Consider the following 24,472-nt stretch of genomic DNA (forward strand, 5'->3'; position numbering starts at 1 on the left):
TTTGTCAATTAATTGACCGTGATGCGGAGGTGGCGTGCTAGACACGTTAATTAATCTTTTTTGTGGCATTTTATTGACTTTCCTTGTCTGGGCACTCGGTGATGGGGTGTGTTTTTGAGTGTAGGAACAAATGTGAGAATTTTCCTGCCAGTTGCGGAAACCTTTTTTAAAGGTGGTAGGAAAAGGGGACAGAAAGAGCACGCTAAGTGCCGGAAAGTAGGGCGTTAAGGGAGGACGACGTTATTTTCAGAGGGCAGATGAAAATGTATCCAGCACAATTTTTTGTGGGTTTTTTGACGGCCATTTAATCTGTCGGCTCTTATTCGGCGGGCGGCTTGGGCATGATCGATTTCACAACGTTGCTGATGTTCTCGGGTGCTGTCTTGCTGTTGCTGCTATCGCCGGGGCCGAACATGGCGTTTGTGATCAGCCATGGCATGAGTGATGGCTGGCGCGGTGGTGTGGCCTCAAGCCTGGGCATCTGCGTGGCCGATGTACTGCTCACCGTGTTGACTGCCAGCGGGGTGACGGCGTTGGTTGCCAGTTGGCCGCCGTCGTTTGATGTGATTCGCTACGCCGGAGTCGTCTACCTGTTGTGGCTGGTGGTTAAAACCTTGCAGAACAGTGCGCGCCTGGACACTGCCCGGGTCAAGCGCGTGCGCCTGAGCCGTGTGTTTGTGCAGGCGCTGCTCAACAGCCTGCTCAACCCCAAGGCGCTGCTGTTTTTCCTGGTGTTTTTGCCGCAGTTCGTCCGGCCCGAGGCCGGGAGCATCGCTGTGCAACTGCTGGTGTTGGGCGGTGTGCTGACCCTGATTGCCGGGGTATTTCACGCGCTGCTGGGGGTTTTTGGTGGTGCGCTCAGCCGGGTTTTTGCCGCAAATGCCCAAAGCGCCAGGCTGCAGAAATGGGGCCTGGCGAGCGTGTTGATGCTATTGGCGGCGCGGCTGGCGTTGATGTCGCGGCCAGCGTGATGCAGTGGTGGGGGGTGGGCTTGTTTGTAGCAAGCGGGCTCGCCACGACAAGCCCGCTCGCCACTAATAAGCTCTCAGCCCAACCGAGCCGCCGCCCGCGCTACGATCTCGCCGCGCACCCGACGCGATTCCGCTGTGCGCTTTCTGGCTTCTTCCAACACGTGCTTGGGCGCGGTCTCCGGGATGCCCGAATCGAACGGCGGTGCCGGCGCGTATTCGATCTGCAACTGCACCAATTGCGCGGCAGCCTCGCTGTACAACTCGGCGGCCAGGGTCAGCGCAAAGTCGATGCCGGCAGTGATCCCGCCACCGGTTAACAGGTTGCCGTCACGCACCACACGCGCCTGCACCGGGATCGCGCCCAGCGGGGCGAGCAGGTCGTGGTAAGCCCAGTGGGTGGTAGCCTTGCGGCCACGCAGTAAACCCGCAGCACCGAGTACCAGCGAGCCGGTGCACACCGATGTCACGTAGCGCGCGGTCTGGGCCTGGGCCTTGAGGAAGTCCAGGGTGTGCGGGTCTTCCATCAATGCGCCAACCCCGGAGCCACCGGGCACGCAAATCACGTCCAGGCGCGGGCAGTCGGCATAGGTCATGGTTGGCGTAAACACCATGCCGGTACTGGAGGTGACCGGCGCCAGATCTTTCCACACCAGGTGCAGCTTCACGTCGGGCAGCGAACCCAATACGTCATACGGCCCGGTGAGGTCCAGTTGCTGAATGCCGGGGAACAACAGAAAGCCGATCTGCAAGGTCATGAATGAAGCTCCGATAAAGGGGTAGACGGCTTCACTCTAGAGGCCTAGGCTTTGGCGAATACGCCATTGAGCCCACACATTACGCCAACTATGCCTCGGATCATTCACGTACTCACTTTCCCTAACGCCCAGGTGCTTGATGTGACCGGGCCGTTGCAGGTGTTCGCCACCACTAACGACCTGGCGCGCCAGCGCGGTCTGCCGTTGCCCTACGCGGTGTCAGTAATCGCTGCGCAGACTGAGCCGGTCATGACCTCCGCCGGCCTGGCGCTGGTGGCCGAGCCGCTGCCTGCGGCTGACGCGCCGTGCGACACGCTGGTCATTGCCGGCGGGTGGGGCGTGTACGGCGCCGCCGAGGACCTTGAGTTGGTCGATTGGGTCAAGCAAAAAGCCCAGCACACCCGGCGCATGACCTCGGTATGCACCGGCGCTTTCCTGCTCGCCGCCAGTGGTTTGCTCGACGGCTGCCGCGTGGCCACGCACTGGACGCGCTGCGAGGAACTGGCGCGCAAATTCCCCGCGCTGACCGTCGAATCCAACCCGATTTTCATCCAGCAAGGCGCGGTGTGGACGTCCGCCGGTGTCACGGCCGGCATCGACTTGTGCCTGGCCCTGGTGGAAGAAGACTTGGGCCGCGCGGTGGCCCTGGAAGCCGCGCGGCACTTGGTGGTGTTCCTCAAGCGCCCGGGCGGCCAGTCACAATTCAGCGCGGCGCTGGCCCTGCAAAAAGGCGACAGCCGCTTCGCCGACTTGCACGCCTGGATGGTTGAAAACCTCACCCTCGACCTGAACATTCCCACCTTGGCCGCCCAGGCCGGCATGAGCGAGCGCAGTTTTGTGCGTCACTACCGCGCCGAAACCGGCCAGACCCCCGCGCGTGCGGTCGAGTTGATTCGCGTGGAAACTGCGCGCCGGCAACTGGCCGACAGCACGGCGTCGATCAAACGCATCGCCGTGCAATGCGGTTTTGGCTGTGAAGAGACCCTGCGCCGCAGTTTCCTGCGCGCTTTGCAGGTCACGCCCCAGGCCTACCGCGAGCGCTTCTGCGACCCGGCTTGAACCAGAACGTACACAGTTGTATCAATGTGCTTCAGTTTTCGAATCAGCGCTGCCCGCTGCGTCAGGCGCGATCGAGTAGTTCGCAGATCGCCGAGAGCGTCGCCTGCGGTGCTTCCTGGGGGATGTTGTGACCCACGCCGGGCAAGACGTCGCGGCGGTAATAGCCGCTGAAGTTTTCCACATCGTCATCCACCGCTGGCGCCGGGCCCACACCATCATCGGCGCCACACAGCGAAATAGTCGGCACTGAAATCGGCGGCTGCGCGGCTAAAGCCTGTTCGATGCCTTCCAATGCCGGGTCGCCCGGCGCGTACATGAAGCGGTGGCGATAGGAGTGAATCACCACCTCGACAAAATCCGGGTTATCAAACGAAGGCGCGGTGTTGCCGTACAGGTGTGGCCCTTCAGCCCAGGTCGGTGACCAGAGTTTCCACAACAACTCGCAGAGCTCGCGGCGGTTGGCCGTCAGCCCGTCGACCCCGCGCTGGGTGTGGAAGTAAAACTGATACCACAACCGATGCTCCGTTTCAGGCGCCCGTGGCTTGAGCGACTTGGCAATGTCCTGGATGTTGTAACCGTCCCCGGTCACCAACCCGCGCACCCGCTGCGGCCACAGCGCCGCGACGATGCACGCGGCGCGGCCACCCCAGTCATAACCTGCCAGGGTCGCTTGCTGGATGGACAAGGCATCCATGAAATCCAGCAGGTCCTGGGCCAACGCCGCCTGTTGGCCAGAACGCATCACCTGATCATTGATAAACCGCGTCGGGCCATACCCGCGCAGATACGGCACCAGCACCCGGCACCCACGCGCGGCCAGCGCCGGCGCGATGGCATCGTAGCCGCGTGGGTCGTACGGGAAGCCGTGCAGCAGGATAACCGGGGCGCCGCCTTCCGGGCCGTGGGCTTCATAAGCCACGTTGAGCATGGGCGTGCACACATGGAGCAGTGGGGCGACAGTGGTCATGATCGGTTCCTTGGGGCTGGCCAAAAGTGCTGCGACTCTAGTCGAATGCTGTGACTGGACATCGGTCGTATAGATGGCATTGCGCTGACTTGTCTAGTCACCTCAACTGCAGATCGGCGCTGCTCACCACATGTTTGAAATGATGCCGCCACAGATCCACACCCAATTTCCCCGACCGGTCCCACATTTGGATCTCGGTACATCAGGGAACACTGTGCTTTCGGGATCGCTCAGGGTTGCCAAGTTGTCTTCTCCGTACCCTGTCAGCCAAGCTGACCACAGTCTAATGTGGGAGCGGGCTTGCTCGCGAAGGCGGTGTGTCAGTTTCTGCATGTATTGACTGACACTCCCTCTTCGCGGGCAAGCCCGCTCCCACATTTGGATTTCTGTGTATCAGGAAGCGCTGTGCTTTCAGGCCTACTCAGGTTGCCATGTGGTCTATTCCCCGTCTCGTTAGCCAACCTGATAGTGGAAGCTGAACCACAATCTAATGTGGGAGCGGGAAGATGTGTGTTTTCAGGCCAGTTCAAGGTTGCCAGGTGGTCTTTTCCCCGCTGAGCTTGCGGTCCAGGAAGGTCGCTGCGCTGATCAGGGCCAAATGGCTCAACGCCTGGGGCGTGTTGCCCAAGTGATGCGCCTGGTTGTCGAACTCTTCGGCGTACAGCCCCAGCGGGTTGGCGTAGCGCAGCAGCTGTTCGAATTCCAGGTGGGCTTTCTCCACTTGGCCGGCGCGGGCCAGGCATTCGACGTACCAGAACGAACAGGCGGCAAACGCGCCTTCGGTGCCTTGCAGGCCGTCAATCTGGCTGTCGTCGTTGCGGTAGCGGTAGACCATGCCGTCGCGTACCAGGCTTTTTTGGATGGCTTCGAGGGTCGACAGCCAGCGCGGGTCGGTGGCCGCGACGAAGCGCACCAGCGGCATCAGCAGCATCGAGCCGTCCAGTGCGGTGCTGCCGATATGCTGCACAAAATGCCCACGCTCTTCATTCCAGAAGTTGCTCCAGATATCCGCATAGATCGCCTGGCGGGTCTGGTCCCAGCGCGCGAACGGGGCGGGCAGCGAGCGCTTGGAGGCCAGGCGGATCGCGCGGTCCAGCGCCACCCAGCACATCAGCCGTGAATGCAGGAAGTGATGTTGTTCCCCGCGCATTTCCCAGATGCCCACGTCCTTGGTGTTCCAGATTTCGCAGACCTGATCCGCCACTTCCACGGTGTGTTTCCAGCCTTCGTGGGAAATCGCTTCGCCGTACTTGTTGACCAGGTACACCGCGTCCATCAGCTCGCCGTAGATATCCAGCTGGATCTGATCAAACGCTTCATTGCCGATGCGCACCGGCTTGGCGCCGCCGTGGCCGCTGAAGTGGTCCAGCGTGGTTTCCGGCAGCTCCTGACGGCCGTCGATGCCATAGAGGATATTGATTTTGGTCGGTTGACCGCAGCAGTCGCTGACGCGGCCTTTGAGCCAGCGCATGTAGGCATTGGCTTCTTCGATAAAGCCCAGGCGCATGAACGCGTAGACGGTGAACGAGGCGTCGCGGATCCAGGTGTAGCGGTAGTCCCAGTTGCGCTCGCCGCCGGGGGTTTCCGGCAGGCCGAAGGTCGCGGCGGCGATAATCGCGCCGTGTTTGCGCGAGGTCAGCAGCTTCAACGCCAGTGCCGAGCGGTTGACCATTTCGCGCCAGCGCCCACGGTAATTCGACTGCGCGATCCAGCCGCGCCAGAACTTCAAGGTGTGCGCCAGGGCCAGGTCAGTGCAGCCGTTGTTGACGCGCGGGTCGTCCTGGCCGCCGAGCACGAACTCCGCGCCTTCTTCCTGGGCCAGGGTGAAGCTGGCCACGGCGGCATTGTCTTCGATCTGCAGCGCGTGGCTGCTGGCCAGGCGCATGCCGGGCAGGCCGTCGGCGGCGAAGTAGACGATGTCGTCATTAAGGCTGGCTTGGGTCGGGGTGCGCGCATAGTCGTGGCGCACGGCGCAGCGCAGGTGGATTTTTGCGCTGCCGCTGACCACACGCACGCGGCGAATCAGCAGCGGCAGGTCGTCGATTTCTTCACTGATGACCAGCAAGTCGGTGATTTCCACCACGGCCTCATCGCTCAGCCAGCGGGTTTGCAGCACGTTGGTGTCGGGCAGGTAGATTTGCTCGCGACGGGCGTTTTTCAGCTCCGGGGTCAGTTGGAAAACGCCGGCGTCGGGGGTGTCGAGCAGCGAGCAGAAGACCGACGGGCTGTCGAATTCCGGCCAGCAGAAAAAGTCGATGCTGCCGCGGTCGTTCACCAAGGCCGCGCTGCGCATATCGCCAATAATGCCGTGGGCATCGATGGCGCTTTGGGGTTCGTTCTTGAAATCAACCATTGCCACGAAACTCCGGATAAAGGCTCATGCCGCCGTCAATAAACAGGGTGCTGCCGACCACGTAATCCGACGCGTCGCTGGCCAGCCATACCACCGCATTGGCTACGTCTTCGACGTCGCCGACCCGGCCGTAGGGAATCAACTTCAACAGCTCTTTTTCGGCGGCGCCTTCGGTGGTAGCACGGTTGATCGCCGTGCGAATCGCCCCCGGCGCAATGCCGTTGATGCGGATGCGTTGCTCGCTGACTTCCTGGGCGAGGGTACGCATCAGCATCTCGACGCCGCCTTTGGAGGCCGCGTAGTTCACATGCCCGGCCCACGGAATGAGCTGATGCACCGAGCTCATGTGAATGATTTTGCCGGCGGCGCGCGACACGCCCTCGCGCACGCCCTGGCGATTGAAAATCCGCACGGCGGCACGCGCACACAGGAATTGGCCGGTGAGGTTGACGCCGATCACGGTGTTCCAGTCCTCGAGGGTCATGTCGACCAGGTTGGCGTCTTTTTGCAGGCCGGAATTGGCCACCAGAATGTCGAGGTGGCCGAAGGCGTCGAGGGTTTGGGCGAACAGGCGTTCTACGTCGGCTTCCTTGGACACATCGCCGCCGATGGCAATCGCCCGACCGCCGTTGGCGTTGATCTGCGCGGCGAGGGCTTCGGCCGGCGCCGCCTGGGAGTTGTAATTGAGCACCACCGCCGCACCGGCTTCGGCCAGTGCCTTGGCGGCGCCTGCACCAATGCCGGAACTGGCGCCCGTGACCAGGGCCACTTGTTGCTGCAACGAAATCTGCATCGCCCACCCACCGTTTTATGAGAGTCCTTTCAGCTGACTGGCGGCGCGTGGCGGAAGTTCACCGGTTGTCTCAAATGCGACGATGGCTTTGAACAGCGGGTGATTGCCCCGCTTAATAGGAAGCATTACTATTCACGCCCCGCCTCCCCAGTGCTCACGCGATGATTCCTCAGCCGCCCCGCAGAACAGGCTTTTTCGAGCATTACGAAGAGTTGATCGGCACCTGGACCCGCCGCCTGAGAAACCGTCAGCAAGCTGAAGACCTGGCCCACGACACTTTCGTGCGGGTGCTTGAGTCGCGTTCGAGCGAGGTTGCGCAACCGCGCGCCTATCTGCATCAAACGGCGCGAAACATCGCCGTGGATGCCTACCGCCGTGAAGACCGGCGCGAGGCGCTGGCGCTGGACGCCTTTGATCACAGTGCGCCCCACAGTGGCGACCCGGAGCATTTCATGCACGCGATCCAGTTGGCGGACTCCATCGAGCGGGCGTTGGCCGAGCTGCCGCTTAACTGTCGCAAGATATTTATCTGGCAGAAGATCGAGGGGCTGACCCAGCAGGAAATCGCCGTGCGCCTGGGCCTGTCTAAAAACATGGTGGAAAAGTATATGATCCGCACCTTGCGGCATCTGCGTGACCGCCTGGATGCGATTGCCCCATGACCCGCTTTGATGAAACAGGATCTTCCATGATGGATAGCCGTGCTCGCGACGAAGCCGCGTATTGGTTTGTACGCCTGCAAGACGCCGAGTTGAGCATCGAAGAGCGCCAGCGCTTCGACGCATGGCGGGCAGAACGGCCTGAGCACCAATATGAATTCGACGTGTTGCAAGGTTTGTGGAGTGCCACTGACCTGCTGCCTAAAGCCCGATTGCAAGCCTTGTGCGATGCGCCGGTCGAGCGCCCCAAGCGCCGGGCCATTGCACGATACGCCGTCGCCGCCAGTGTGGTGGCGGTCGCCTTGGGGCTGTGTTTGTTCAGCGGGCTCGAACACCCAAAACCCTACAGCGCCGAGTTCAGCACGCGCCTGGGTGAGCATCGCCAGGTGGCCTTGCCCGACGGTTCGGTGATGGACCTGAACAGCCGCAGCGTGGTCGCGGTGCACTATGAAAAGGGCCGGCGAGGCGTCGAAATCAAACAGGGCGAAGCGATGTTCAGTGTCGAGCACGACGCCAGTCGGCCATTTGTCGTCGCCGCCGGGGCAGGGCAGGTGACGGTCACTGGCACGCGCTTTGACGTGCGCCGCGATGATGACCAGACCCGCGTGGTGGTCGAGGCCGGTACGGTCAAGGTGCAGGGGCGCGCGTCCGATCAGATCGTCACGCTGACGGCGGGCCGGGGTACGCAAGTCGATGCCCTGGGGCAAGTCGCTGCCGCATACGCGGTGAATACCGATGAATTGACGGCCTGGCGCAGCGGCAAGCTGGTGTTCAATAACGCCAGCCTCGGTGAAGTGGCGCGGGAAGTGTCGCGCTACCGCGAGCAACCGTTGCGGGTCAGTACCGCTGCGGTGAGCAACCTGCGCGTGACCAGCGTGTTCAAATCCACCGACACCGATGCCTTGCTCAAAGCCTTGCCGCATATCCTGCCGGTGGCCTTGCGTACCTTGCCGGACGGCAGCCAGGAAATTATTTCGCGCTGAGATTCAGGTTTTTTTCGAGTTCTTCGTCTTCTCCTGCAACTGGTTTGCATTAACAGCCGCACACTCTTGCGATCACAGGATTAGGCTCGACGTGAAAAAACTTACCGTCTCCAACAATAAAATTTCCCGCTGGGCACCCTTGGCCCTGGCGCTTGCTGTCAGTGCCGCTGTGCCTGCTGCCTATGCTGACGACGGTATCCATATCCGCGCCCAGCCGTTGGGCGCGGCACTGAGCCAATTGGGCCAGCAGACGTCGCTGCAAGTGTTTTTCAGCCCGGACATGGTCGCAGGCAAACAAGCGCCCGCCGTCGACGGCAACCTGTCGCCCGAACAAGCCCTGCGCCAACTGTTGCAAGGCAGCGGCCTGGATTACCAGATCGATGCGGGTTCGGTCACCCTGCGCCCGCTGAGCAGTGGCACTGGGGAGGCCGGCTCGCCGCTGGAGCTGGGCGTTACCGACGTCAAAGTGGTCGGCGACTGGTTGGGCGATGCGAACGCCGCCGTGGTGCAAAACCACCCCGGTGCACGCACGGTGGTGCGTCGTGAAGCCATGGTGGAGCAGGGCGCGATGAACGTCGGCGACGTGCTGCGCCGCGTCCCTGGCGTGCAGGTGCAGGAGTCCAACGGCACCGGTGGCAGTGATATTTCCCTCAACGTGGGCGTGCGCGGCCTGACGTCGCGCCTGTCGCCACGCTCCACGGTGCTGATCGACGGCGTACCGGCGGCGTTCGCCCCGTATGGCCAGCCGCAACTGTCGATGGCACCGATTTCCGCCGGCAACCTGGACAGCATCGACGTGGTGCGTGGCGCCGGTTCCGTGCGTTATGGGCCACAGAACGTTGGCGGCGTGATCAACTTCGTGACCCGCGCCATTCCGGAGAAATTCTCCGGTGAAGTCGGCACGACCTTGCAGACGGCTGAACACGGTGGCTGGAAACACGTCGACAACGCCTTTATAGGCGGCACCGCCGACAACGGCATTGGCGTCGCGTTGCTCTATACCGGCGTGAACGGCAACGGCTACCGCGAAAGCAACAACTCCAACGACATCGACGACGTGATCCTCAAGACCCACTGGGCGCCGACCGATCAAGACGATTTCACCCTTAATTTCCACTACTACGACGCCAGCGCCGACATGCCCGGCGGTTTGACGCAGAAGCAATTCGACGCCAACCCGTACCAATCGATACGCGACTACGACAACTTCAGCGGCCGCCGCAAGGACGTGTCGTTCAAGTACATCCGCCAGATCGATGACCGTACCCAGGCGGAAGTGTTGACCTATTACACCGACAGCTTCCGGGGCAGCAACATCGCCAACCGCGACCTGAAGACCATCGTCTCCTACCCGCGCACCTATTACACCTTTGGCATCGAACCGCGGGTGTCCCATGTGTTCGATGTGGGCCCCAGCACCCAGGAAGTCAGCCTCGGTTATCGCTACCTCAAGGAAGGCATGCATGAGCAGGCCAGCAGCCTGAACCTGGTCAACAACGTGCCGACGCCGGGCGGGCAGAATGACGGGCACGTCTACCAGGACCGCACCGGCGGCACCGTGGCCAATGCTTACTATATCGATAACAAAATCGATATCGGCAAATGGACCGTCACGCCGGGTATTCGCTACGAAAATATCGAAACCAATTGGCATGATCGCCCGGTGGTCGCCTTGAATGGCGTACGCACCGTGGAAAAGAACCGCAAGATCCAAAGCAACGAGCCGTTGCCGGCGTTGAGCGTGATGTACCATATTTCCGACGCCTGGAAACTGTTCGCCAACTACGAGACCTCGTTCGGCAGCCTGCAGTATGCGCAGATCGGGCAGGGCGGCCGGGTCAATCAGACGGCCAATGGCCTGAACCCGGAAAAAGCCAAGACCTACGAAATCGGTACGCGCTACAACGACAGCGTCTGGGGTGGCGAAGTGACGTTGTTCTACATCGACTTCTCGGATGAGTTGCAATATGTGAGTAACGATGTGGGCTGGACCAACCTGGGCGCGACCAAGCACCAGGGCATCGAAACCTCGGCTCATTATGACCTGTCGAACCTCGACCCACGCCTGGACGGCCTGACCGCCAGTGCCGGTTTCACCTACACCAAGGCCACCTCGGAGGGCGATGTGCCGTTCAAGGGCCGCGACCTGCCGCTGTACTCCCGTGAGGTGGCGACGGCGGGCCTGCGTTACGACATCAACCACTGGACCCATAACCTGGACGTCTATGCCCAATCCGGCCAACGTGCGCCAGGCACCGGCACCACCTACATCACCCAAGGCACTGCCGACGGCCAGTACGGCGATATCCCCGGTTATGTCTCGGTCAACGTGCGCAGCGGCTATGACTTCGGTGCGCAACTGTCGAACCTGAAGTTGGGCGTGGGAGTGAAAAACGTCTTCGACCAGCAGCACTACACGCGCTCCAGCGACAACAATGCCGGGTTGTACCTGGGTGAGCCACGTACGTTCTTCGTACAGGCGAGCGTCGGGTTCTGACCGGTCGTTGATACGAACAATCGCAGCCCAAGGGCTGCGATTTTTTTTGCCTGTTTCCTACACACCTTCAAGCTACTTTCTGCTTGATCAGGAACCTATTCCGACGAAAACACCACACAGGGGCAGACCTGGTCGACTTCGATGTCAGCGTGGAGCGACAGGTTGATAATCGCACCCCTTGCCCTGGAGGCACTTATGTCGGTATCGGCTACCACTCCATCTGTATCTGTTTCATCCAGCGCGGACACCCCGCAGGTTGATTCAAAGTCCCACGCCAAGGTCAATGTTACGGCGTCGACTGCGCCGTCCTACCACAGCCACAACGCTGGAGGCGTTAATTTCAATGCATCGCATAGCCATAATGGGCCGGTGTTTGGTCAGCCACAGCAGGCAGCGAGTCATCACAACCACTTCAATAATCGCCCGGCCCAGAATCCAGATTTCTCTGCAATGATGCAGCAAGGCTCGCATCAGAGCTCATACCACGCCTCACACCACGCTTCACCCCAGGGCGGCACGCAGCAGCACCAGCAATGGGCAAACCCTTGGTTGGGCAGGCCCAAGCCACCGACTAACGCTCATGGCCCCTACCCGATCACGCTGGATAAACCAGACCCTATCTACTCGAAGAGAAGCGACGATCAACTGTTGACCGGTATTCTAAGAGACGCCAGGGCGTATGGAACGCCGTGTAACCCCTCGACTTTCAGCAGGAGCGCTATTGAAGAAATGGCGCAAAAAGAACTGGGTCGCGACCCTGCTATGAATCGAGCAATTCGCAGCGCCAAGGAGGCTATGAGGCGTCCCGAGACGATGGATGCCTGGTTCCGGCAGGGTGATCCGGCCTCAATCAGCGATCTCAGGGCGTTCAGCCAAAACCCCAACCCCTTGAAATACCTCACTGATAAGCAAGCAGTCCAAGAGCTGATCAGCCATTTCAATCAATTAGCAGGGGGCTTCGGTAAAAGCGAAATCGATCTTGATGACCTCAAATACCTGGCCGGTCTAAAACGGACGGGCGACAGTTCATTCGACCACCTACGTAACGTGAGTGAGAGGACCGTCAATAGCCCCCGTTTGACGGGCATATTGGATGAACTCTTGAGTGACTCCGGGGACAACAAATTCAGCCAGGCGGGGCTCGTGTTGGCGTCCTACGTGATTGCATAACGCATAGCTATAAGGCGCTGCGAACGCTTGGCAGCGCCTCGTGCTTCAAATTGTGCAAGGAACTATTTCCACACACTCGCCACTCAGGGCATACCTATCCAGCGGCTTTATCGGAGCCGGTCGCCTTTTCAGAAACTGAATCAGGGCCAAGACATGACCTCAACTTCGTTTCAATCCTGCCAAACCGTCGGCTGTGAGGCTTTTCCCAGCGGCCCTGACGTTGATCGCTCAACATCCCAGGAAAGGGACGCGGCGTCGAATGACGTCCTCCATGCCGCCTTGTCGAACGGATACGCCGCAGAAACCCAGCGAATGAAAGCCTATGCCGGCCAGCGTAAGTTCCGGGCACCGGTGGCCGCTGATTTCGCCCGCGGCATGGTTGCCCCAGGTCCTGCCGGCGACCCGGATACCCAGGCGTCCAGGCACTCCAATAGCGTGTGGGCCGCATTGATCAATGGCCTTACCGCTTGGTGGCGTGGGTAAACGCCTGTCTGATCCGCCTGCTCACTTTTACATGCTGTCATGGGTATCCAGCGGTTGCCCGGAACTATTGAGTTCAACTGACCACATATCGGTTGCTTGCTACCCGGGAATCGACTCGAAGATCCAAAGCGCCTGTGTGGTGGCTTTCAGGCAAGCATAGATCTGGAAAAGGTGGGAACTAACACATGAAAATTAACAGTGCTGTATCGCGCGGGCAGTCGCCGGCCTTGGACCGGCCTGAGGCACGCTGGCCTTTGTCGTCGCCCGTTGCACACCCGCCTTGCGAAGATCACTTCAACACGCGGGATGTGCCACGCCAGCCGTCGTCGTTGCGCACAAGCGCGTCCTTGCTGCGTTATCAGGCCTTGCAGAACGCGCCGATTGCTCGCGCGGACACAACCCCTCCGGGGCCGAAATCGGCGGATAACGTTTTGTTGGACGAGTTGGCAAAAGACTTCAGCGATTTGTGCATTTCTCTAGGGATGACCCAGGGCCTGACGCAGTCGGCTTTGCTGAAAATTGCAGCTCAACCGTTGCGGGGCGATTAACGTGCGGGACCGTGTGATCCTGGCAGTCAGGGAGATTCTCAAACGCCCAAGGTTGAACGATGCGATCATCGACAGTGACGGGTATATCACCCGCGACAGCCTGAGCGCCGCCGCCGCAGCCTTGCGCGGTAACAGCTCCCCTGAAGCCTTTAGCCAGGACCCTTTTCACGATCAGGGCAACGCCAAGGTCGTGCAGGCTCTGCAAGGCTATTTCAAGTTATTGAGGGATAAATCCAAGGACCGCACGGTTTTTTTTGAAACCCTTGAATACATGGAAATTGCGCTGCTCAAAAACGTGATGAATGACCCCGATGACAGCGACTCACAAGGCCTGCCCATTCTGGATCCCGCGACCGGGCTGCCCGCAAAAAAGTACAGCGAGCACTGTGTGTACACGGCAAAAAACATCATTGAACGGCCGGGTTTATTGCGATCATTGCAGCGTGTCAACACGCTGCGCTTGTTTGGTCGCCCGAAAGACGAAGAGTGGCTGTGCAATAAAAGCCTGGGGCGCTGGCTGGAGCAACATGAGGCACACAAGGCCAGGTAGCGACCCGGCCTTGGGCGCTGAGCGGTTCACACTTTGAGAATTTTGCCGCTGATGGCTACACCGGCCAGCAACAGTGCAATCAGTACAAAGGCCGTGCTCAAACTGCTGCCGTGGGCGATAAAACCGATCACGGCGGGCCCGGCGAGAATACCGGCATAACCCAGGGTGGTGATGGCCGGCACTGCAATATGCTCCGGCATCACCTTTTGCTTGCCCACGGCGGTGTACAACACCGGCACGATATTCGAACAACCGGCCCCCACCAGTGCATACCCCAGCAGTGCGGTTTCCCAGGCGGGCAAAAGTGTCGCGAGCAACATGCCGGCAGTGGCCAACGCGCCACCAATCACGATGACGCGTGTGGCGCCCAGGCGTCGGACGATGGCATCACCTGTCAGGCGGCCAGCGGTCATGGTCAGGGCAAAGGCGGCATAACCAAGCCCGGCGTAAGCCTCATCGAGGCCACGCTCGGCACTCAGGAACACGGCGCTCCAATCCAGCACGGCACCTTCAGCCAGAAACACGATGAAGCACAAGCAGCCAATGAACAGCACCACGCCGTGAGGCACGGCAAACGCCGGGCCCGAGCTTTCACTGCCGTAGGGCAACAAATGTGGCCCGGCCTTGAGCAGCGCCGCCGCCATGATGACAATCACCACCAGCGTCGCCTGCAGCGGCGACAGGCCCAGCCCCAGCAGCCCGGCGACGCCCGCTGCGCCGACGATGCCGCCTAGGCTGAACAAGCCATGAAAGCCCGACATCATGGTTTTGCCGCTGGCGCGCTCCACAATCACCGCTTGCAGGTTGACCGTCGAGTCCACGGTGCCCAGGCCTGCACCAAACAGGAACAACCCGGCCATCAGTAACGGAATCGAGCTGACCGTGGCGAGCATCGGCAGGGCCAGGCAGATCATTATCGTGCCGGCCGTCAGGACACGGCGGCAGCCATAACGTGATGCCAGCGCCCCCGCCACGGGCATTGCGATGATCGAACCCACGCCCAGACACAACAGCAGCAGGCCAAGCGTGCCCTCATTGAGTTGCGCGCGAGCTTTGGCGTATGGCACCAGCGGCGCCCAGGCCGCGATACCGAAACCGGCGATGAAAAATGCAATACGGGTCGACATTTGTTCCAGCCGCCCGGGAACCACGGGCGCTGGGGTGGGGATGGCAGTCATGAAAAATCCTTGGTTTTGCGTTCAACGAACGATGTCCGGTGCGACATCCTTGCACATCAGGCCTTGTCGAGCGAATTGGGTTCCCCAGGTAATAGGTATTTGCGTGCAGGTCGGTAATTTTATTTTTACCAATAGGGAACGAGAGGGCATCGGGCGACCACATAAAGAATGTCAGGCAGGCGGGAGGTGGCCTGGAAAGTGAGTAATCCCCGTGAGAACTGGTGAACCCCGGGCGTCTTGCGGCGGATTGCCACTTTCCAGGCCACTTCTGAACGGTCCTCAGGTTAGCGTAGGCAAATACGCCCGCACTTCAATCACCTCGGCGTCCTTTACGCGAACCAGCAGCGTCCCACGAGGCGTTGTTTCCCTGCCGATATAGCTCTCGATAATTACCCGGTCCGCCGCAGTCGCGTGCAGTGACAACCGATGAGGTTTGCGCAGCAGTTTTTTGCTCTGAGCGTCGAGCGCAAATGACGGCTGGCCTCTGCGCACACTGTCGCAGAATGTCATGACCACGGCTCGAGGCGTCGGTGGCGGGGGCGAGGGTAGGCCGGCACCGCTGAACAACAGGTTGAGCTGGTCGGCCGTGGCCACTGCACGCGGGAAGCCGGTAAACGCCGATGCGACCAGCAACAACTCGGTCAGCTCACCAGGCGCCAGGCCTTGCGCCAGACTGGTCTTGAAATGCACGCTCAACGGCGGCCCGACCATGCCGGCTGCGACGATGGCGGCAAAGATCGCGGCCTCTTGCAGTCGCGGGTCCAGACCGGGGCGGTCATGCAGGTAGCCATACACCACGCCAACGGCCAATTCACCCAGGGCTGGCGCTGTGTGGAACAACGCATCCAGGCGCGAGCCACCATCAGGCACCAGCTCAATGAACGTCTTGCGACCTTCGCGGTACAGCGTTTCAACGGGGTTGTGTGGCACCAGTGCCTTCATGATTGCATCCTCCATGGAAAGAGGACGGCGTTAGCTCGACTGCGCACGGACTTCGGCCTGATGAAAACGTCCATCCAGGGGAAATAGGAGTGTAGGGCGCGCCTGGTTTTTCGCCATGACCAACGGGTGGTTTCAATCGACGCTATCCCACACAATCGCAGAGTATTTTTCTTTTTGATGTTCAGCGACAACGGATGTGGATGACCCCATGACCCAGTTCTACGATGCCCGCGGCAATATCTATGGCGTGATCAACCCGGCCTTGTTAAGGCGCACGGGCATTGAAGTGCCGCACAGCGCCGCTCAGGCCGCGCGCACTGCCCAGGCCTGGGCATCGTTGGCGATTGCGTCTGAGTGTGGATGGGGCACGCTGCCGCGTCCGGCGGATGCGAAGGCGCACCGCTGCGATGGTTTGTTGGTCGGGCCGTTCGACTGTGCGCCGCCGTTTGACCTGCTCATCGTCAATACCGATGGCTCACTCGCGGAGCGCAGCGGCAACGGTTTGACGATTTTTGCTCAGGCGCTGACTGATCAGGGCTTGATGACGCAGGGCTGTGAATTGCGCGTGCATCACGACAAAGCCGATACCGCGTCACCCGTTGCAACGTTTGTGGAACCTGCGATCTATGAACAGGTTGCGGGGTTCTGGCTGGCCTTGGGGCTGCCGGCGTTCGGGCCTTCAGCGGTTGGCGCTGAGGGTGTGGAAGGGCGCAATCTTGGCTTCAGTCATGTACCGCCCCTGGCTGTGATCAACCCGCAATGGGCACACAGCCAGTTTGTCCGTGTCGGCAATCCCCACTGTGTGACGCTCGTCGAGCACGCTTGGGCGTTACCTGACAATCAGGCGATGCACGAGCGCGCCCTGTTTGAAGCGTTGCAGGCAATTGCCTTTGCGCCACCTGCCGGGCGCGGCCAACCCTGCGTTGCCGGGATCAATCTGCAATGGGCCGCTCGCTCTTCAGGCAATCAGGTACTCGCGCGGGTGTTTGAGCGGGGCGAGGGCCCTACCGCGTCCTCCGGGACCAGCGCCAGCGCCGTGGCCTGTGCGGCGTGGCGGGCAGGCTGGGTCGAGGCTGGGGACGTGGCCGTGGTCATGCCGGGTGGCACGGCGCCGGTACGGTTGAATGTTCAGGCTGAAATATTGCTGAGCGTCAGTTTATTCGGGACTGCACGACCGCAAGCCTGAATGTGCAAGTGCGGCTGAACTCCTGGATGAGTGTCAGCCGTTTCTCTTCAAGATACTTATGCGTGTCATATTAACGTAGGAGTTTTCTTGTTGTTGGTAGTTGTAAAAATAATGCCTTGTCTTGTTTTGTAAAAGACACTTCCGACCACGCCGTACGAATCTTCTTTTTTATTTTTGAAGGCCCGAATCTCGCCTGAAATCGCTAAGATTCAATGCATTCAGGCGCTTTTTTCCGGCAGTTAAATCAACATTCGACGGGGGAAAGTCTTTCAGTCAAAACGTGAAGACGGGTAACTAAGGATGGTTGGCGATTTTGTTTTGCCGCGATTTAAATTGATATTTTCCGAACCAACTTTTGCAGAATTAAACCGTGACTTTCAGGTGCTGGCTTTCAACGGCAGCGAGCGTCTTGATCAGCCCTACTTTATTCACCTGCAGTTAGTCAGTGAAAACCCCGCCCTGGATCTCGACGCGCTGCTGCACCAGCCGGTCTATCTGGATTTTGGCGAGGCGGATGCGGGCCTGCATGGCCAGGTCTACGCCATTGGCCGGGATGATCCCGGGGGGCGGTTCACCCGCTACCACCTCACGCTGGCGCCCCGCCTGGCGTGTCTTGCCCATCGGCGTGACCAACGGATTTTCCAGCAGCGCAGCGTGCCGCAGATCATCGCTGCCGTACTTGCACATCACGGTATCCTTGCCGATGCCTACACCTTCGAACTTGGTCCTGTGGTCTATCCGCCACGCGCGTTCTGTGTGCAGTACGCAGAAAGCGACTTGCACTTTATCCAAAGGCTGTGTGCAGAGGAGGGTATTCACTACCACTTTCGCCACAGCCGGGATAATCATCTGTTGGTGTTTGGTGATGACCAGACTGTGTTTCGGCGTTTGCCTGCGCAGCATTACCGCGCGGTGGGCGACTTGGCGGCTGATACGCGGGCGATCCGGCGCTTCGATGTGCGCCTGCGAATCCGCAGTCGGCAAACCGTGCGCCGCGATCATGACTTCGAACACCCTTCGCTGCGTCTGCAGGAACAGGCCGGTGCAGCCTCCGTACACAGCCTTGAAGATTACCGCTACCCCGCCGGCTTCACCGGTCACGCACGTGGCAAGCAACTGGCACGCCGAGGTTTGGAACGTCTTCAAGGCGATTGCCTTCGAGCACTGGGTAAGAGTGATCAACCGGCATTGAGCGGCGGCCACTTTCTGGAATTGCGTGATCACCCGGATCCAGCCTGCAACGACCTCTGGTTGATCAAGTCGGTACGCCATGAGGGTTATCAACCACAAGTGCTGGAGGAAGCGGGGTTTGAGCCTGCTGCATTCCAGGGCTATCGCAACCGATTCACCGTTACGCCATGGCGTGCGGCGCATCGGCCGCCGCTCAAACACCCAAAGCCGACCATTCATGGCAGCCAGACCGCCACGGTGACGGGCCCTGCAGGCGAAGAGGTGCATTGCGATGCCTACGGTCGGGTGAAAGTACGTTTTCACTGGGACCGCCTGGATAAAAACGATGACAAAAGCAGTTGCTGGGTGCGCGTGGCTTCCGGCTGGGCGGGCGATGGTTTTGGCGCGATGCTGATTCCTCGGGTGGGCATGGAAGTACTGGTGACCTTCCTTGAAGGCGACCCCGACCGGCCCTTGATCAATGGCTGCCTGCCCAATGCATCGCACATGCCGGCTTATCCCTTGCCGCAATACAAGACGCGCAGCGTGTTGCGCAGCCGCAGTACCAGGGGCGGCGGCGGGGCTAACGAGTTGCACCTTGAAGATCGCCACGGCGAGGAGCTCATCTACCTGCGTGCCCAACGCGACCTGCAACAGCACGTGGGCCGCGACAGTCGTTTGGAGGTGGTCGGAGAGCGCCATGAAGTCATTCGGGGCCCAAGCACGGTACACCTGGAAAGCGAAGAACACCGTCACACCACGGGTGATCGCAATGTTGTGCTGAAAGCCAACGATCGCTTGGATGTGCATGGCAACAGCGATACCTATGTTCGTCAGACCCTCGTCATCGAAGCCGGGCAAAAGCTGTACCTGGAGGCCGGTGCCAGCCTGGTGATCAATGCGGGTGCACAAATCAGCCTCCAGGCAGGCGGAGAACATGTGCTGATCCAGGCGGGTGGCATCTTCAGCAGTCGGCCAATTACGGTGGGAGGCTTACCGCCCGTAAGCCGCTCGACGGCGCCTTTTTCTGCTGCGACTGCCCCGAAGATGTCGGCGGCGCAGGGCGCTCTCATGGCGCAGGCCCGGCAGCTGGGCGCTGACTATTGCCCGGTGTGTGAGCAATGCCGCGAAGGCCTGTGCAATATCCCAGGGAGGGCTGCTTGATGGAGAGTATGCCCGGCCGTTGGATGGCCCGACAGCATCAGGCAGGGCGTCGATTGTGCTTGATCCTTGACGGAAAACACGCCGCCCGGGAGCCGTTGTTGACGGTCCGTCATGTGCCGCAGTATTGCTGTCTCTACGCTGAGACTGCTGTGGCCGAGCTGGCTTCTACCGGTCCGATGATCCTGCTACTGGACCAGTTAGGGGAGCCCGCGCTGGTCGAGTTGCTGCAACACCCGCAGACGAACTGGGGCTGGCTGTGCAGTCTGCCGGGCGATGATCTGCAAGGCCTGGCTCGACACTGGCGCGAACGTCTGTTGGTAGGGCCGGCAGGCAGCCAAGCGGTGTATCGCATTCACGATAACCGCACCCTGGCTCGCGCGCTGGCCCACTTATCGATCGATGATTGGCCGGTTTTTCTCGGCCCGCTGCTCTCTGTGTACTACTGGTATGAAGACCGCTGGTGCGAGGGCGAAAACCCCGCGCCGGGAGAGTACCCGGCGCCTGTGCCTGCGCCTTGGCTGAACACGCCCAACCCCCAAGCGCAAGCCATCCTGCACGCCAACATCCTGCGCTACCTGCTGACCGAACACAGCGAAGATCTCGCCGCGCTAGTCGAATTTCAAGACCCCAGGATCTGGCTGACCCAGGTGTTGGAACAAGCCCGCGCCTGGCAGTGGCGCGGGCTGCAGCAACTTGAATTCCTGGTGGTACGCAGGTTGGAAGAGGCGACGCAAACCAGCGTGATTCGCTGGCAACCGATGCCAGAGGAAACGCCCGGCGATCATTTCGAGCGGGTGCTGGAGCAGTGGCGAAGGTTGAGGGAAAAAGTATGAGCAGGTGCATGCGTGGCGCATTAGCTGTGCTGGGAGCGGCATGGCTTTCGGGTTGTGCGGTAGGGCCGGTTAACCACTTTACGTTGGAGGTGGATTTGCCGGCGCAATTTCGATTTGTTGGCGCGGCGAATTACCGTCCCGCCAGAGATCAACTCTGCAAGTTGCCGAAGCGACGGGGTAAAAGGCCTGAACGAAAAATCATTATTGCTGATTACAAACCCGTAGTCGGGCGGGTGAGTTATGACTTGCCGTTGACTGAAACCATTGAGGGCTGCCCCACGGTGCTGCGCAGTGTGGAATTCGATTTTTATGCGAAGTGGGGGGCGCGCAGCACTGATGTCAGTAGGGCCCTGGGGGGGATCTACTTTACAGATCCTATTGAATCCGAGGATGTAGCGGGGGTGCCAGCCTCGGGTGTACAGGAGTTGCCTGGGCAATGTATGTGGCTTTTTCGAACGGTCGGGCGGGCGCATACGATCAGGAAACTGCTGAGATGCAGGGCGTTGGACGCGATGGGGCAGCGGCAAAAAGTGCTGGCGGGTGGGGTTGCACAACGAGCTCTGCTACCAGGAAAGACACTCAGGCTGGTGCTGACACTTACCGATGAGGAGGAGCCGGCTTTTGATCGACGATGGATCGCTGTACCCGGCGGGTGGAAACGCTGCCGAGGGACAAGTTTTGAGGATCGGCAGGGCGCTTGCGACGACGATACACCTGAGTTTAAACCGATAACGATGCCGGATGGACGCACCTGTGATGTCTATCCCACGTGCCAATAACAAGGAGTTGAGTCATGAGCCAGGACGCATGGAAGCAACCTTTTTTCAGTAGCAAGATGCCTGCTTGTGCAGTGAAAGGGCATTGGGCAAGTTTTTGTCTGGTTGATGAAACGGGCAGCGGGAAGGCATACGGTGGGCTTGCGTACACTGTCCACGATAGCGCAGGGCAGCAGTACAGCGGAAGACTGACGGGCGAGGGGTTCGCCAAGCTACAAGGGTTTTACTGCGGTCCCGTCGTTCTGGTTCTGGAGCGGCTGTATTCTGGGAAAGAGGCGCCGTATTTGGGATTGAGGGGGCGCGAGACTTACAAACTACCCATCACCGAACTCCAGGTCCGTGCCGAACAGACCCGCTTTTTCGCTGCTGATGGTCAACGCACTGAGAGTAATCCTGCACAGCACCAAGCGGACCGGTTCTATCAGGTGGAAGTACGCGATCTGGTCCGACATGTTGCTCACTTGCCGCCATTGGCGCCACGGACACATCAACCTCAACAGCACGCGCTAAGAATGATGGCTGAGTTGGGGTTTGGCCCGCCTCAACCGACATTAGCGGGCGTGGTGCTGTTTCCTAACCTGCACACGGTGCTGGAAGTACGACCGTTGCGTGCCCTGCGACCGATGCTCTGCGGTGATGATCAATTTTGTGCCTTGAACCTGTATCAACTGGCGTTGATGTCCACCTTGAGTTACTGCGACTTTGGCCAGGAGCCTCCAACGCGACCCGTGGACCAGGTCAGTTTTCCGCTGGATCCAAGCGTAGGGAATGTGTTCGCCGAAAAACTATCGGGGTTTCAGCAAGCATGGAAGGTCGACCGTGAGCAGGTTCAACGCTTTTACCCGCTGTATGAGGACGTTCCCTACTCCCTGCGTTTTGAAATTGTGCCGTTCGATCCGCAGTTGTATCCGCAGAACCGTTTGGAGCTTGGAGAGAAACAGGAACATCCTGCTCGTCTGCACTTTTTCGACGATGAACAATTCGGTACGGACACGCAGGCGTTTATCACTCATCACGACCAAGTCATCCTGATTGCGGTGCGAGGCACCGCCAGTGGTGCCGACGCACTGCGAGACGCCAATGCCCATCAGGTGCCCTTTGGCGGCGGAGTAGGAAAAGCCCACGAGGGCTTCTATCAGGCGTATCAAGCGATGCGCGATTTCGTCTTGCACTACCTCGATCAATTCCACGACGGCCAGCGCATTGTGATTTGCGGCCACAGCCTCGGTGGCGCCATCGCCTTGCTCCTGGCAGAAGGGCTGCGCCGAACCTCCGGCGCCGACTACAACGTTCTCCTTTACACCTACGGTGCGCCTCGCGCGGCTGACTCCGAGTTCACTGAAGGCGCCTCGTCTCTGGTCCACCATCGCATCGTCAATCACAACGACCCGGTACCCAGCGTGCCCGCTCGGTGGATGAATACCACCGCCAAACTCTGGGTTCCCGGAGCCGTGGTGCTGTTCAGTGCGCCTGCTTCGGGAGGCTTGTTATTCGCCGCCGGGCTGGTGCGCGTCGGTGGCAACCCTTACCAGCATCACGGTGAACAACAGCACTTCATGCCGATCAAGCTCCCGGATGGCACCCAATCCTCTGTGTTATGGAAGCCCGGTTGTGAGTCCATTATCGAGGCCGGTTGCAACCAAGCGTTGCAGCTCCACGGCGACATGCCTGACCGCGCCAACCTGTTGAAACAACTGTTCCAGGCCAACCAGCACTTCATGACCGCCAGCTACATTCCGGCAGCCTGGGCCACGTTGCGTCGCTGGCAACAGACCGTCGATAGCCAGGGGCCTTTGGTCACGCCAAGGGAGTTCGAGTTGATCGACCGTGCGCTTGAGACCATGACTCAGCAATTGCGTGACAAGAACCGTGAGCTTGATCGTCGGCGTCCAACCAACCAGCGCAGCGACGGGCACGAACATAACCAGGCATTGAACGCTGAAATCGACCGCTTGCGTAGCAGTCGCCAGCGTCTGGAATCCCTGCGCTGGCGTCGCCTTGAGGCGCGTGATGTCTACGGCAGCCAAGCCCACTCCACCCAACTGCCGCACAGCCTCAAGCGTTGGTTCAGCCACCGTGAAAACCGCGAGATATCACAAGTTGCGAGTATCCCGCCACCCTCCCACAACGACCGTGGGAGGGCGCAACCACTGGATATCGACTCGATTGTTTAGCCGGGCCGTTTACAAAAACGTCACCTGCGCCGGTTGCCGCTTCATCAACACGTTGCCGTTACGGATCGAGTACAGCGGCAGGCCTTGGCTGCGGATGACTTCGTAGTCGCTGTCTGCCGACAGGATCAACAGGTTGGCCGGTCGCCCTGGCTCCAGGCCATAACGGTCGCCCAGGGCCATGGCCTTGGCGCTGTTGTCGGTAACCAGGTCCAGGGCGCTTTGCAGGTTGCGGTAGCCGAGCATGTGGCAGATGTGCAGGCCGGCTTCCAGCACGCGCAGGATGTTGCCGTTACCCAGCGGATACCAAGGGTCGACAATCGAGTCCTGGCCGAAGCACACGTTCATGCCGGCTTCGAGCAGTTCGTTGACGCGGGTGACGCCGCGGCGTTTTGGGAAGCTATCGAAGCGGCCTTGCAGGTGGATACTTTCGGTCGGGCAGGAGACGAAGCTGATGCCTGAGTGCCCCAGCAGGCGAAACAGTTTGGCGCAGTAAGCATTATCGTAGGAGCCCATGGCCGTGGTGTGGCTGGCGGTGACGCGCGAGCCCATGTCGCGGCTGCGGGCTTCTTCGGCGAGCACTTCAAGAAAGCGCGAGTGCGGGTCATCGGTTTCGTCGCAGTGCACGTCCACCAGGCAACCGGTGCGCTCGGCCAGGTCCATCAGGAACTTCACCGAACTCACGCCTTGGTCGCGGGTGTATTCGAAGTGGGGGATGCCACCTACCACGTCGGCACCCAGGCGGATGGCTTCTTCCATCAACTCGCGGCCGTTGCGGTAGGACTCGATGCCTTCCTGGGGAAACGCGACGATTTGCAGATCGATCAGGTGCGCGCTTTCTTCGCGCACCTCAAGCATGGCTTTAAGTGCGGTGAGGTCGGGGTCGGTAACGTCGACGTGGGTGCGCACATGCTGGATGCCATGGGCGGCCAGGGCCTGGATGGTTTTCTTGGCGCGGGCCTTGGTGTCTTCCTGGGTGATGGTGGCCTTGCGCTCGCCCCAGCATTCGATGCCCTCGAACAGCGTGCCGCTCATGTTCCAACGCGGTTCGCCGGCGGTCAGGGTGGCGTCGAGGTGAATATGCGGCTCGACAAACGGCGGGATGACCAGGTTGCCGGCGGCGTCCAGGTCGCCGGCCGTTAACGCAGGCACTGCCGTTTGTGGGGTGATACTGGCGATCCGGCCGTGTTCCAGGTGCAGATCATGCAGGCCTTCACGGTTGCGCAGGCGGGCGTTGATGATATGCATGGGCAAGTTCCTCTTG

The 24,472-nt window shown here is 60.2% G+C and carries 22 protein-coding genes; 14 read left to right on the forward strand and 8 right to left on the reverse strand.

What is annotated here, in order from left to right; all coding sequences use genetic code 11:
• Window positions 1–341: 341 nt before the first annotated feature.
• Window positions 342–971, forward strand: a complete 630-nt coding sequence (locus HX783_RS16705; RefSeq protein ID WP_177017606.1) for a LysE family translocator — start codon at window positions 342–344, stop codon at window positions 969–971.
• Window positions 972–1,045: 74 nt separating this feature from the next.
• On the opposite strand, the gene inhA is transcribed toward HX783_RS16705, so the two are convergent.
• Entirely contained in the window at window positions 1,046–1,726 is a 681-nt protein-coding gene (inhA, locus tag HX783_RS16710; protein WP_177017607.1) for an isonitrile hydratase, read from the reverse strand.
• A gap of 90 nt (window positions 1,727–1,816) precedes the next feature.
• Between inhA and HX783_RS16715 the strand changes: the two genes are divergently transcribed.
• Window positions 1,817–2,785 (forward strand): GlxA family transcriptional regulator, encoded by a 969-nt coding sequence (locus tag HX783_RS16715; RefSeq protein ID WP_177017608.1) that lies wholly within the window; start codon window positions 1,817–1,819, stop codon window positions 2,783–2,785.
• Window positions 2,786–2,846: 61 nt separating this feature from the next.
• Here the strand turns inward: HX783_RS16715 and HX783_RS16720 are convergent, their stop codons facing one another.
• The 3 genes from HX783_RS16720 to HX783_RS16730 form a co-directional block, all read right to left on the reverse strand.
• On the reverse strand, window positions 2,847–3,752 hold the full coding sequence (locus HX783_RS16720; protein ID WP_177017609.1) for an alpha/beta fold hydrolase: 906 nt from the start codon (window positions 3,750–3,752) through the stop codon (window positions 2,847–2,849).
• Between the two features lie 526 nt (window positions 3,753–4,278).
• A complete protein-coding gene (locus tag HX783_RS16725) occupies window positions 4,279–6,105 on the reverse strand; it encodes a glycoside hydrolase family 15 protein (RefSeq protein WP_177017610.1) in 1,827 nt (608 codons plus the stop codon).
• Window positions 6,098–6,898 carry a glucose 1-dehydrogenase gene (locus HX783_RS16730; protein WP_177017611.1) on the reverse strand — a complete coding sequence of 267 codons (801 nt, stop codon included), beginning with the start codon at window positions 6,896–6,898 and terminating at the stop codon, window positions 6,098–6,100. The genes HX783_RS16725 and HX783_RS16730 overlap by 8 nt, the downstream gene beginning before the upstream one ends.
• A 161-nt stretch (window positions 6,899–7,059) precedes the next feature.
• Here HX783_RS16730 and HX783_RS16735 point away from each other — a divergent pair, with 161 nt between their 5' ends.
• The 7 genes from HX783_RS16735 (at window position 7,060) to HX783_RS16765 (ending at window position 13,788) form a co-directional block, all read left to right on the forward strand.
• The gene (locus tag HX783_RS16735) at window positions 7,060–7,560 is read left to right on the forward strand and encodes a sigma-70 family RNA polymerase sigma factor (RefSeq protein WP_177017612.1); all 501 of its coding nucleotides are present in this window, start codon (window positions 7,060–7,062) and stop codon (window positions 7,558–7,560) included.
• Window positions 7,561–7,586: 26 nt separating this feature from the next.
• Window positions 7,587–8,540, forward strand: coding sequence for a FecR domain-containing protein (locus HX783_RS16740; RefSeq protein WP_371317693.1), 954 nt, complete (start codon window positions 7,587–7,589; stop codon window positions 8,538–8,540).
• Window positions 8,541–8,631: 91 nt separating this feature from the next.
• The gene (locus HX783_RS16745; protein WP_177017614.1) at window positions 8,632–11,037 is read left to right on the forward strand and encodes a TonB-dependent receptor; all 2,406 of its coding nucleotides are present in this window, start codon (window positions 8,632–8,634) and stop codon (window positions 11,035–11,037) included.
• A 195-nt stretch (window positions 11,038–11,232) separates the two neighbouring features.
• Complete coding sequence (locus tag HX783_RS16750; protein WP_177017615.1) at window positions 11,233–12,207, forward strand: hypothetical protein; 975 nt, start codon at window positions 11,233–11,235, stop codon at window positions 12,205–12,207.
• A 312-nt stretch (window positions 12,208–12,519) separates the two neighbouring features.
• Entirely contained in the window at window positions 12,520–12,690 is a 171-nt protein-coding gene (locus HX783_RS16755) for a type III secretion effector protein (protein WP_177017586.1), read from the forward strand.
• A gap of 185 nt (window positions 12,691–12,875) precedes the next feature.
• Window positions 12,876–13,238 carry a hypothetical protein gene (locus HX783_RS16760; protein WP_177017616.1) on the forward strand — a complete coding sequence of 121 codons (363 nt, stop codon included), beginning with the start codon at window positions 12,876–12,878 and terminating at the stop codon, window positions 13,236–13,238.
• Between the two features lie 52 nt (window positions 13,239–13,290).
• A complete protein-coding gene (locus HX783_RS16765) occupies window positions 13,291–13,788 on the forward strand; it encodes a type III secretion effector protein (RefSeq protein WP_256347195.1) in 498 nt (165 codons plus the stop codon).
• A gap of 26 nt (window positions 13,789–13,814) precedes the next feature.
• On the opposite strand, the gene HX783_RS16770 is transcribed toward HX783_RS16765, so the two are convergent.
• Window positions 13,815–14,966 (reverse strand): MFS transporter, encoded by a 1,152-nt coding sequence (locus tag HX783_RS16770; RefSeq protein ID WP_177017618.1) that lies wholly within the window; start codon window positions 14,964–14,966, stop codon window positions 13,815–13,817.
• Between the two features lie 279 nt (window positions 14,967–15,245).
• Window positions 15,246–15,908, reverse strand: a complete 663-nt coding sequence (locus HX783_RS16775; protein WP_177017619.1) for a carboxymuconolactone decarboxylase family protein — start codon at window positions 15,906–15,908, stop codon at window positions 15,246–15,248.
• Between the two features lie 208 nt (window positions 15,909–16,116).
• On the opposite strand from HX783_RS16775, the gene HX783_RS16780 reads away from it, so the two are divergent.
• The 4 genes from HX783_RS16780 (at window position 16,117) to HX783_RS16795 (ending at window position 21,040) form a co-directional block, all read left to right on the forward strand.
• Window positions 16,117–17,094, forward strand: coding sequence for a diaminopimelate epimerase (locus HX783_RS16780; protein WP_177017620.1), 978 nt, complete (start codon window positions 16,117–16,119; stop codon window positions 17,092–17,094).
• Window positions 17,095–17,394: 300 nt separating this feature from the next.
• A complete protein-coding gene (locus tag HX783_RS16785) occupies window positions 17,395–19,428 on the forward strand; it encodes a type VI secretion system tip protein VgrG (RefSeq protein WP_177017621.1) in 2,034 nt (677 codons plus the stop codon).
• Complete coding sequence (locus tag HX783_RS16790; protein WP_177017622.1) at window positions 19,428–20,261, forward strand: DUF4123 domain-containing protein; 834 nt, start codon at window positions 19,428–19,430, stop codon at window positions 20,259–20,261. Before HX783_RS16785 ends, HX783_RS16790 begins: the two co-directional genes overlap by 1 nt.
• A complete protein-coding gene (locus tag HX783_RS16795) occupies window positions 20,258–21,040 on the forward strand; it encodes a hypothetical protein (RefSeq protein WP_177017754.1) in 783 nt (260 codons plus the stop codon). Before HX783_RS16790 ends, HX783_RS16795 begins: the two co-directional genes overlap by 4 nt.
• Before the next feature lie 311 nt (window positions 21,041–21,351).
• Here the strand turns inward: HX783_RS16795 and HX783_RS30005 are convergent, their stop codons facing one another.
• Complete coding sequence (locus tag HX783_RS30005) at window positions 21,352–21,489, reverse strand: hypothetical protein (RefSeq protein WP_256347196.1); 138 nt, start codon at window positions 21,487–21,489, stop codon at window positions 21,352–21,354.
• 60 nt (window positions 21,490–21,549) lie between these two features.
• Between HX783_RS30005 and HX783_RS16800 the strand changes: the two genes are divergently transcribed.
• Window positions 21,550–23,211 (forward strand): lipase family protein, encoded by a 1,662-nt coding sequence (locus tag HX783_RS16800; RefSeq protein ID WP_256347197.1) that lies wholly within the window; start codon window positions 21,550–21,552, stop codon window positions 23,209–23,211.
• Between the two features lie 9 nt (window positions 23,212–23,220).
• On the opposite strand, the gene codA is transcribed toward HX783_RS16800, so the two are convergent.
• Entirely contained in the window at window positions 23,221–24,456 is a 1,236-nt protein-coding gene (gene codA / locus HX783_RS16805) for a cytosine deaminase (protein WP_177017624.1), read from the reverse strand.
• Window positions 24,457–24,472 lie beyond the last annotated feature (16 nt).

The organism is Pseudomonas sp. D2002, assembly GCF_013385735.1.
Taxonomy (GTDB): domain Bacteria; phylum Pseudomonadota; class Gammaproteobacteria; order Pseudomonadales; family Pseudomonadaceae; genus Aquipseudomonas.

Excerpts from the sequence above, each read along its gene's own strand:
- HX783_RS16720 (WP_177017609.1), bottom strand. The coding sequence starts at position 3,752 with ATGACCACTGTCGCCCCACTGCTCCATGTGTGCACGCCCATGCTCAAC.
- HX783_RS16760 (WP_177017616.1), top strand. The coding sequence starts at position 12,876 with ATGAAAATTAACAGTGCTGTATCGCGCGGGCAGTCGCCGGCCTTGGAC.
- inhA (WP_177017607.1), bottom strand. The coding sequence starts at position 1,726 with ATGACCTTGCAGATCGGCTTTCTGTTGTTCCCCGGCATTCAGCAACTG.
- HX783_RS16775 (WP_177017619.1), bottom strand. The coding sequence starts at position 15,908 with ATGAAGGCACTGGTGCCACACAACCCCGTTGAAACGCTGTACCGCGAA.
- HX783_RS16705 (WP_177017606.1), top strand. The coding sequence starts at position 342 with ATGATCGATTTCACAACGTTGCTGATGTTCTCGGGTGCTGTCTTGCTG.
- HX783_RS16725 (WP_177017610.1), bottom strand. The coding sequence starts at position 6,105 with ATGGTTGATTTCAAGAACGAACCCCAAAGCGCCATCGATGCCCACGGC.
- codA (WP_177017624.1), bottom strand. The coding sequence starts at position 24,456 with ATGCATATCATCAACGCCCGCCTGCGCAACCGTGAAGGCCTGCATGAT.
- HX783_RS16735 (WP_177017612.1), top strand. The coding sequence starts at position 7,060 with ATGATTCCTCAGCCGCCCCGCAGAACAGGCTTTTTCGAGCATTACGAA.
- HX783_RS16795 (WP_177017754.1), top strand. The coding sequence starts at position 20,258 with ATGAGCAGGTGCATGCGTGGCGCATTAGCTGTGCTGGGAGCGGCATGG.
- HX783_RS16785 (WP_177017621.1), top strand. The coding sequence starts at position 17,395 with ATGGTTGGCGATTTTGTTTTGCCGCGATTTAAATTGATATTTTCCGAA.
- HX783_RS16770 (WP_177017618.1), bottom strand. The coding sequence starts at position 14,966 with ATGACTGCCATCCCCACCCCAGCGCCCGTGGTTCCCGGGCGGCTGGAA.
- HX783_RS16715 (WP_177017608.1), top strand. The coding sequence starts at position 1,817 with ATGCCTCGGATCATTCACGTACTCACTTTCCCTAACGCCCAGGTGCTT.
- HX783_RS16780 (WP_177017620.1), top strand. The coding sequence starts at position 16,117 with ATGACCCAGTTCTACGATGCCCGCGGCAATATCTATGGCGTGATCAAC.
- HX783_RS16740 (WP_371317693.1), top strand. The coding sequence starts at position 7,587 with ATGATGGATAGCCGTGCTCGCGACGAAGCCGCGTATTGGTTTGTACGC.
- HX783_RS16800 (WP_256347197.1), top strand. The coding sequence starts at position 21,550 with ATGATGGCTGAGTTGGGGTTTGGCCCGCCTCAACCGACATTAGCGGGC.
- HX783_RS16730 (WP_177017611.1), bottom strand. The coding sequence starts at position 6,898 with ATGCAGATTTCGTTGCAGCAACAAGTGGCCCTGGTCACGGGCGCCAGT.
- HX783_RS30005 (WP_256347196.1), bottom strand. The coding sequence starts at position 21,489 with ATGTCGGACCAGATCGCGTACTTCCACCTGATAGAACCGGTCCGCTTG.
- HX783_RS16790 (WP_177017622.1), top strand. The coding sequence starts at position 19,428 with ATGGAGAGTATGCCCGGCCGTTGGATGGCCCGACAGCATCAGGCAGGG.
- HX783_RS16750 (WP_177017615.1), top strand. The coding sequence starts at position 11,233 with ATGTCGGTATCGGCTACCACTCCATCTGTATCTGTTTCATCCAGCGCG.
- HX783_RS16755 (WP_177017586.1), top strand. The coding sequence starts at position 12,520 with ATGAAAGCCTATGCCGGCCAGCGTAAGTTCCGGGCACCGGTGGCCGCT.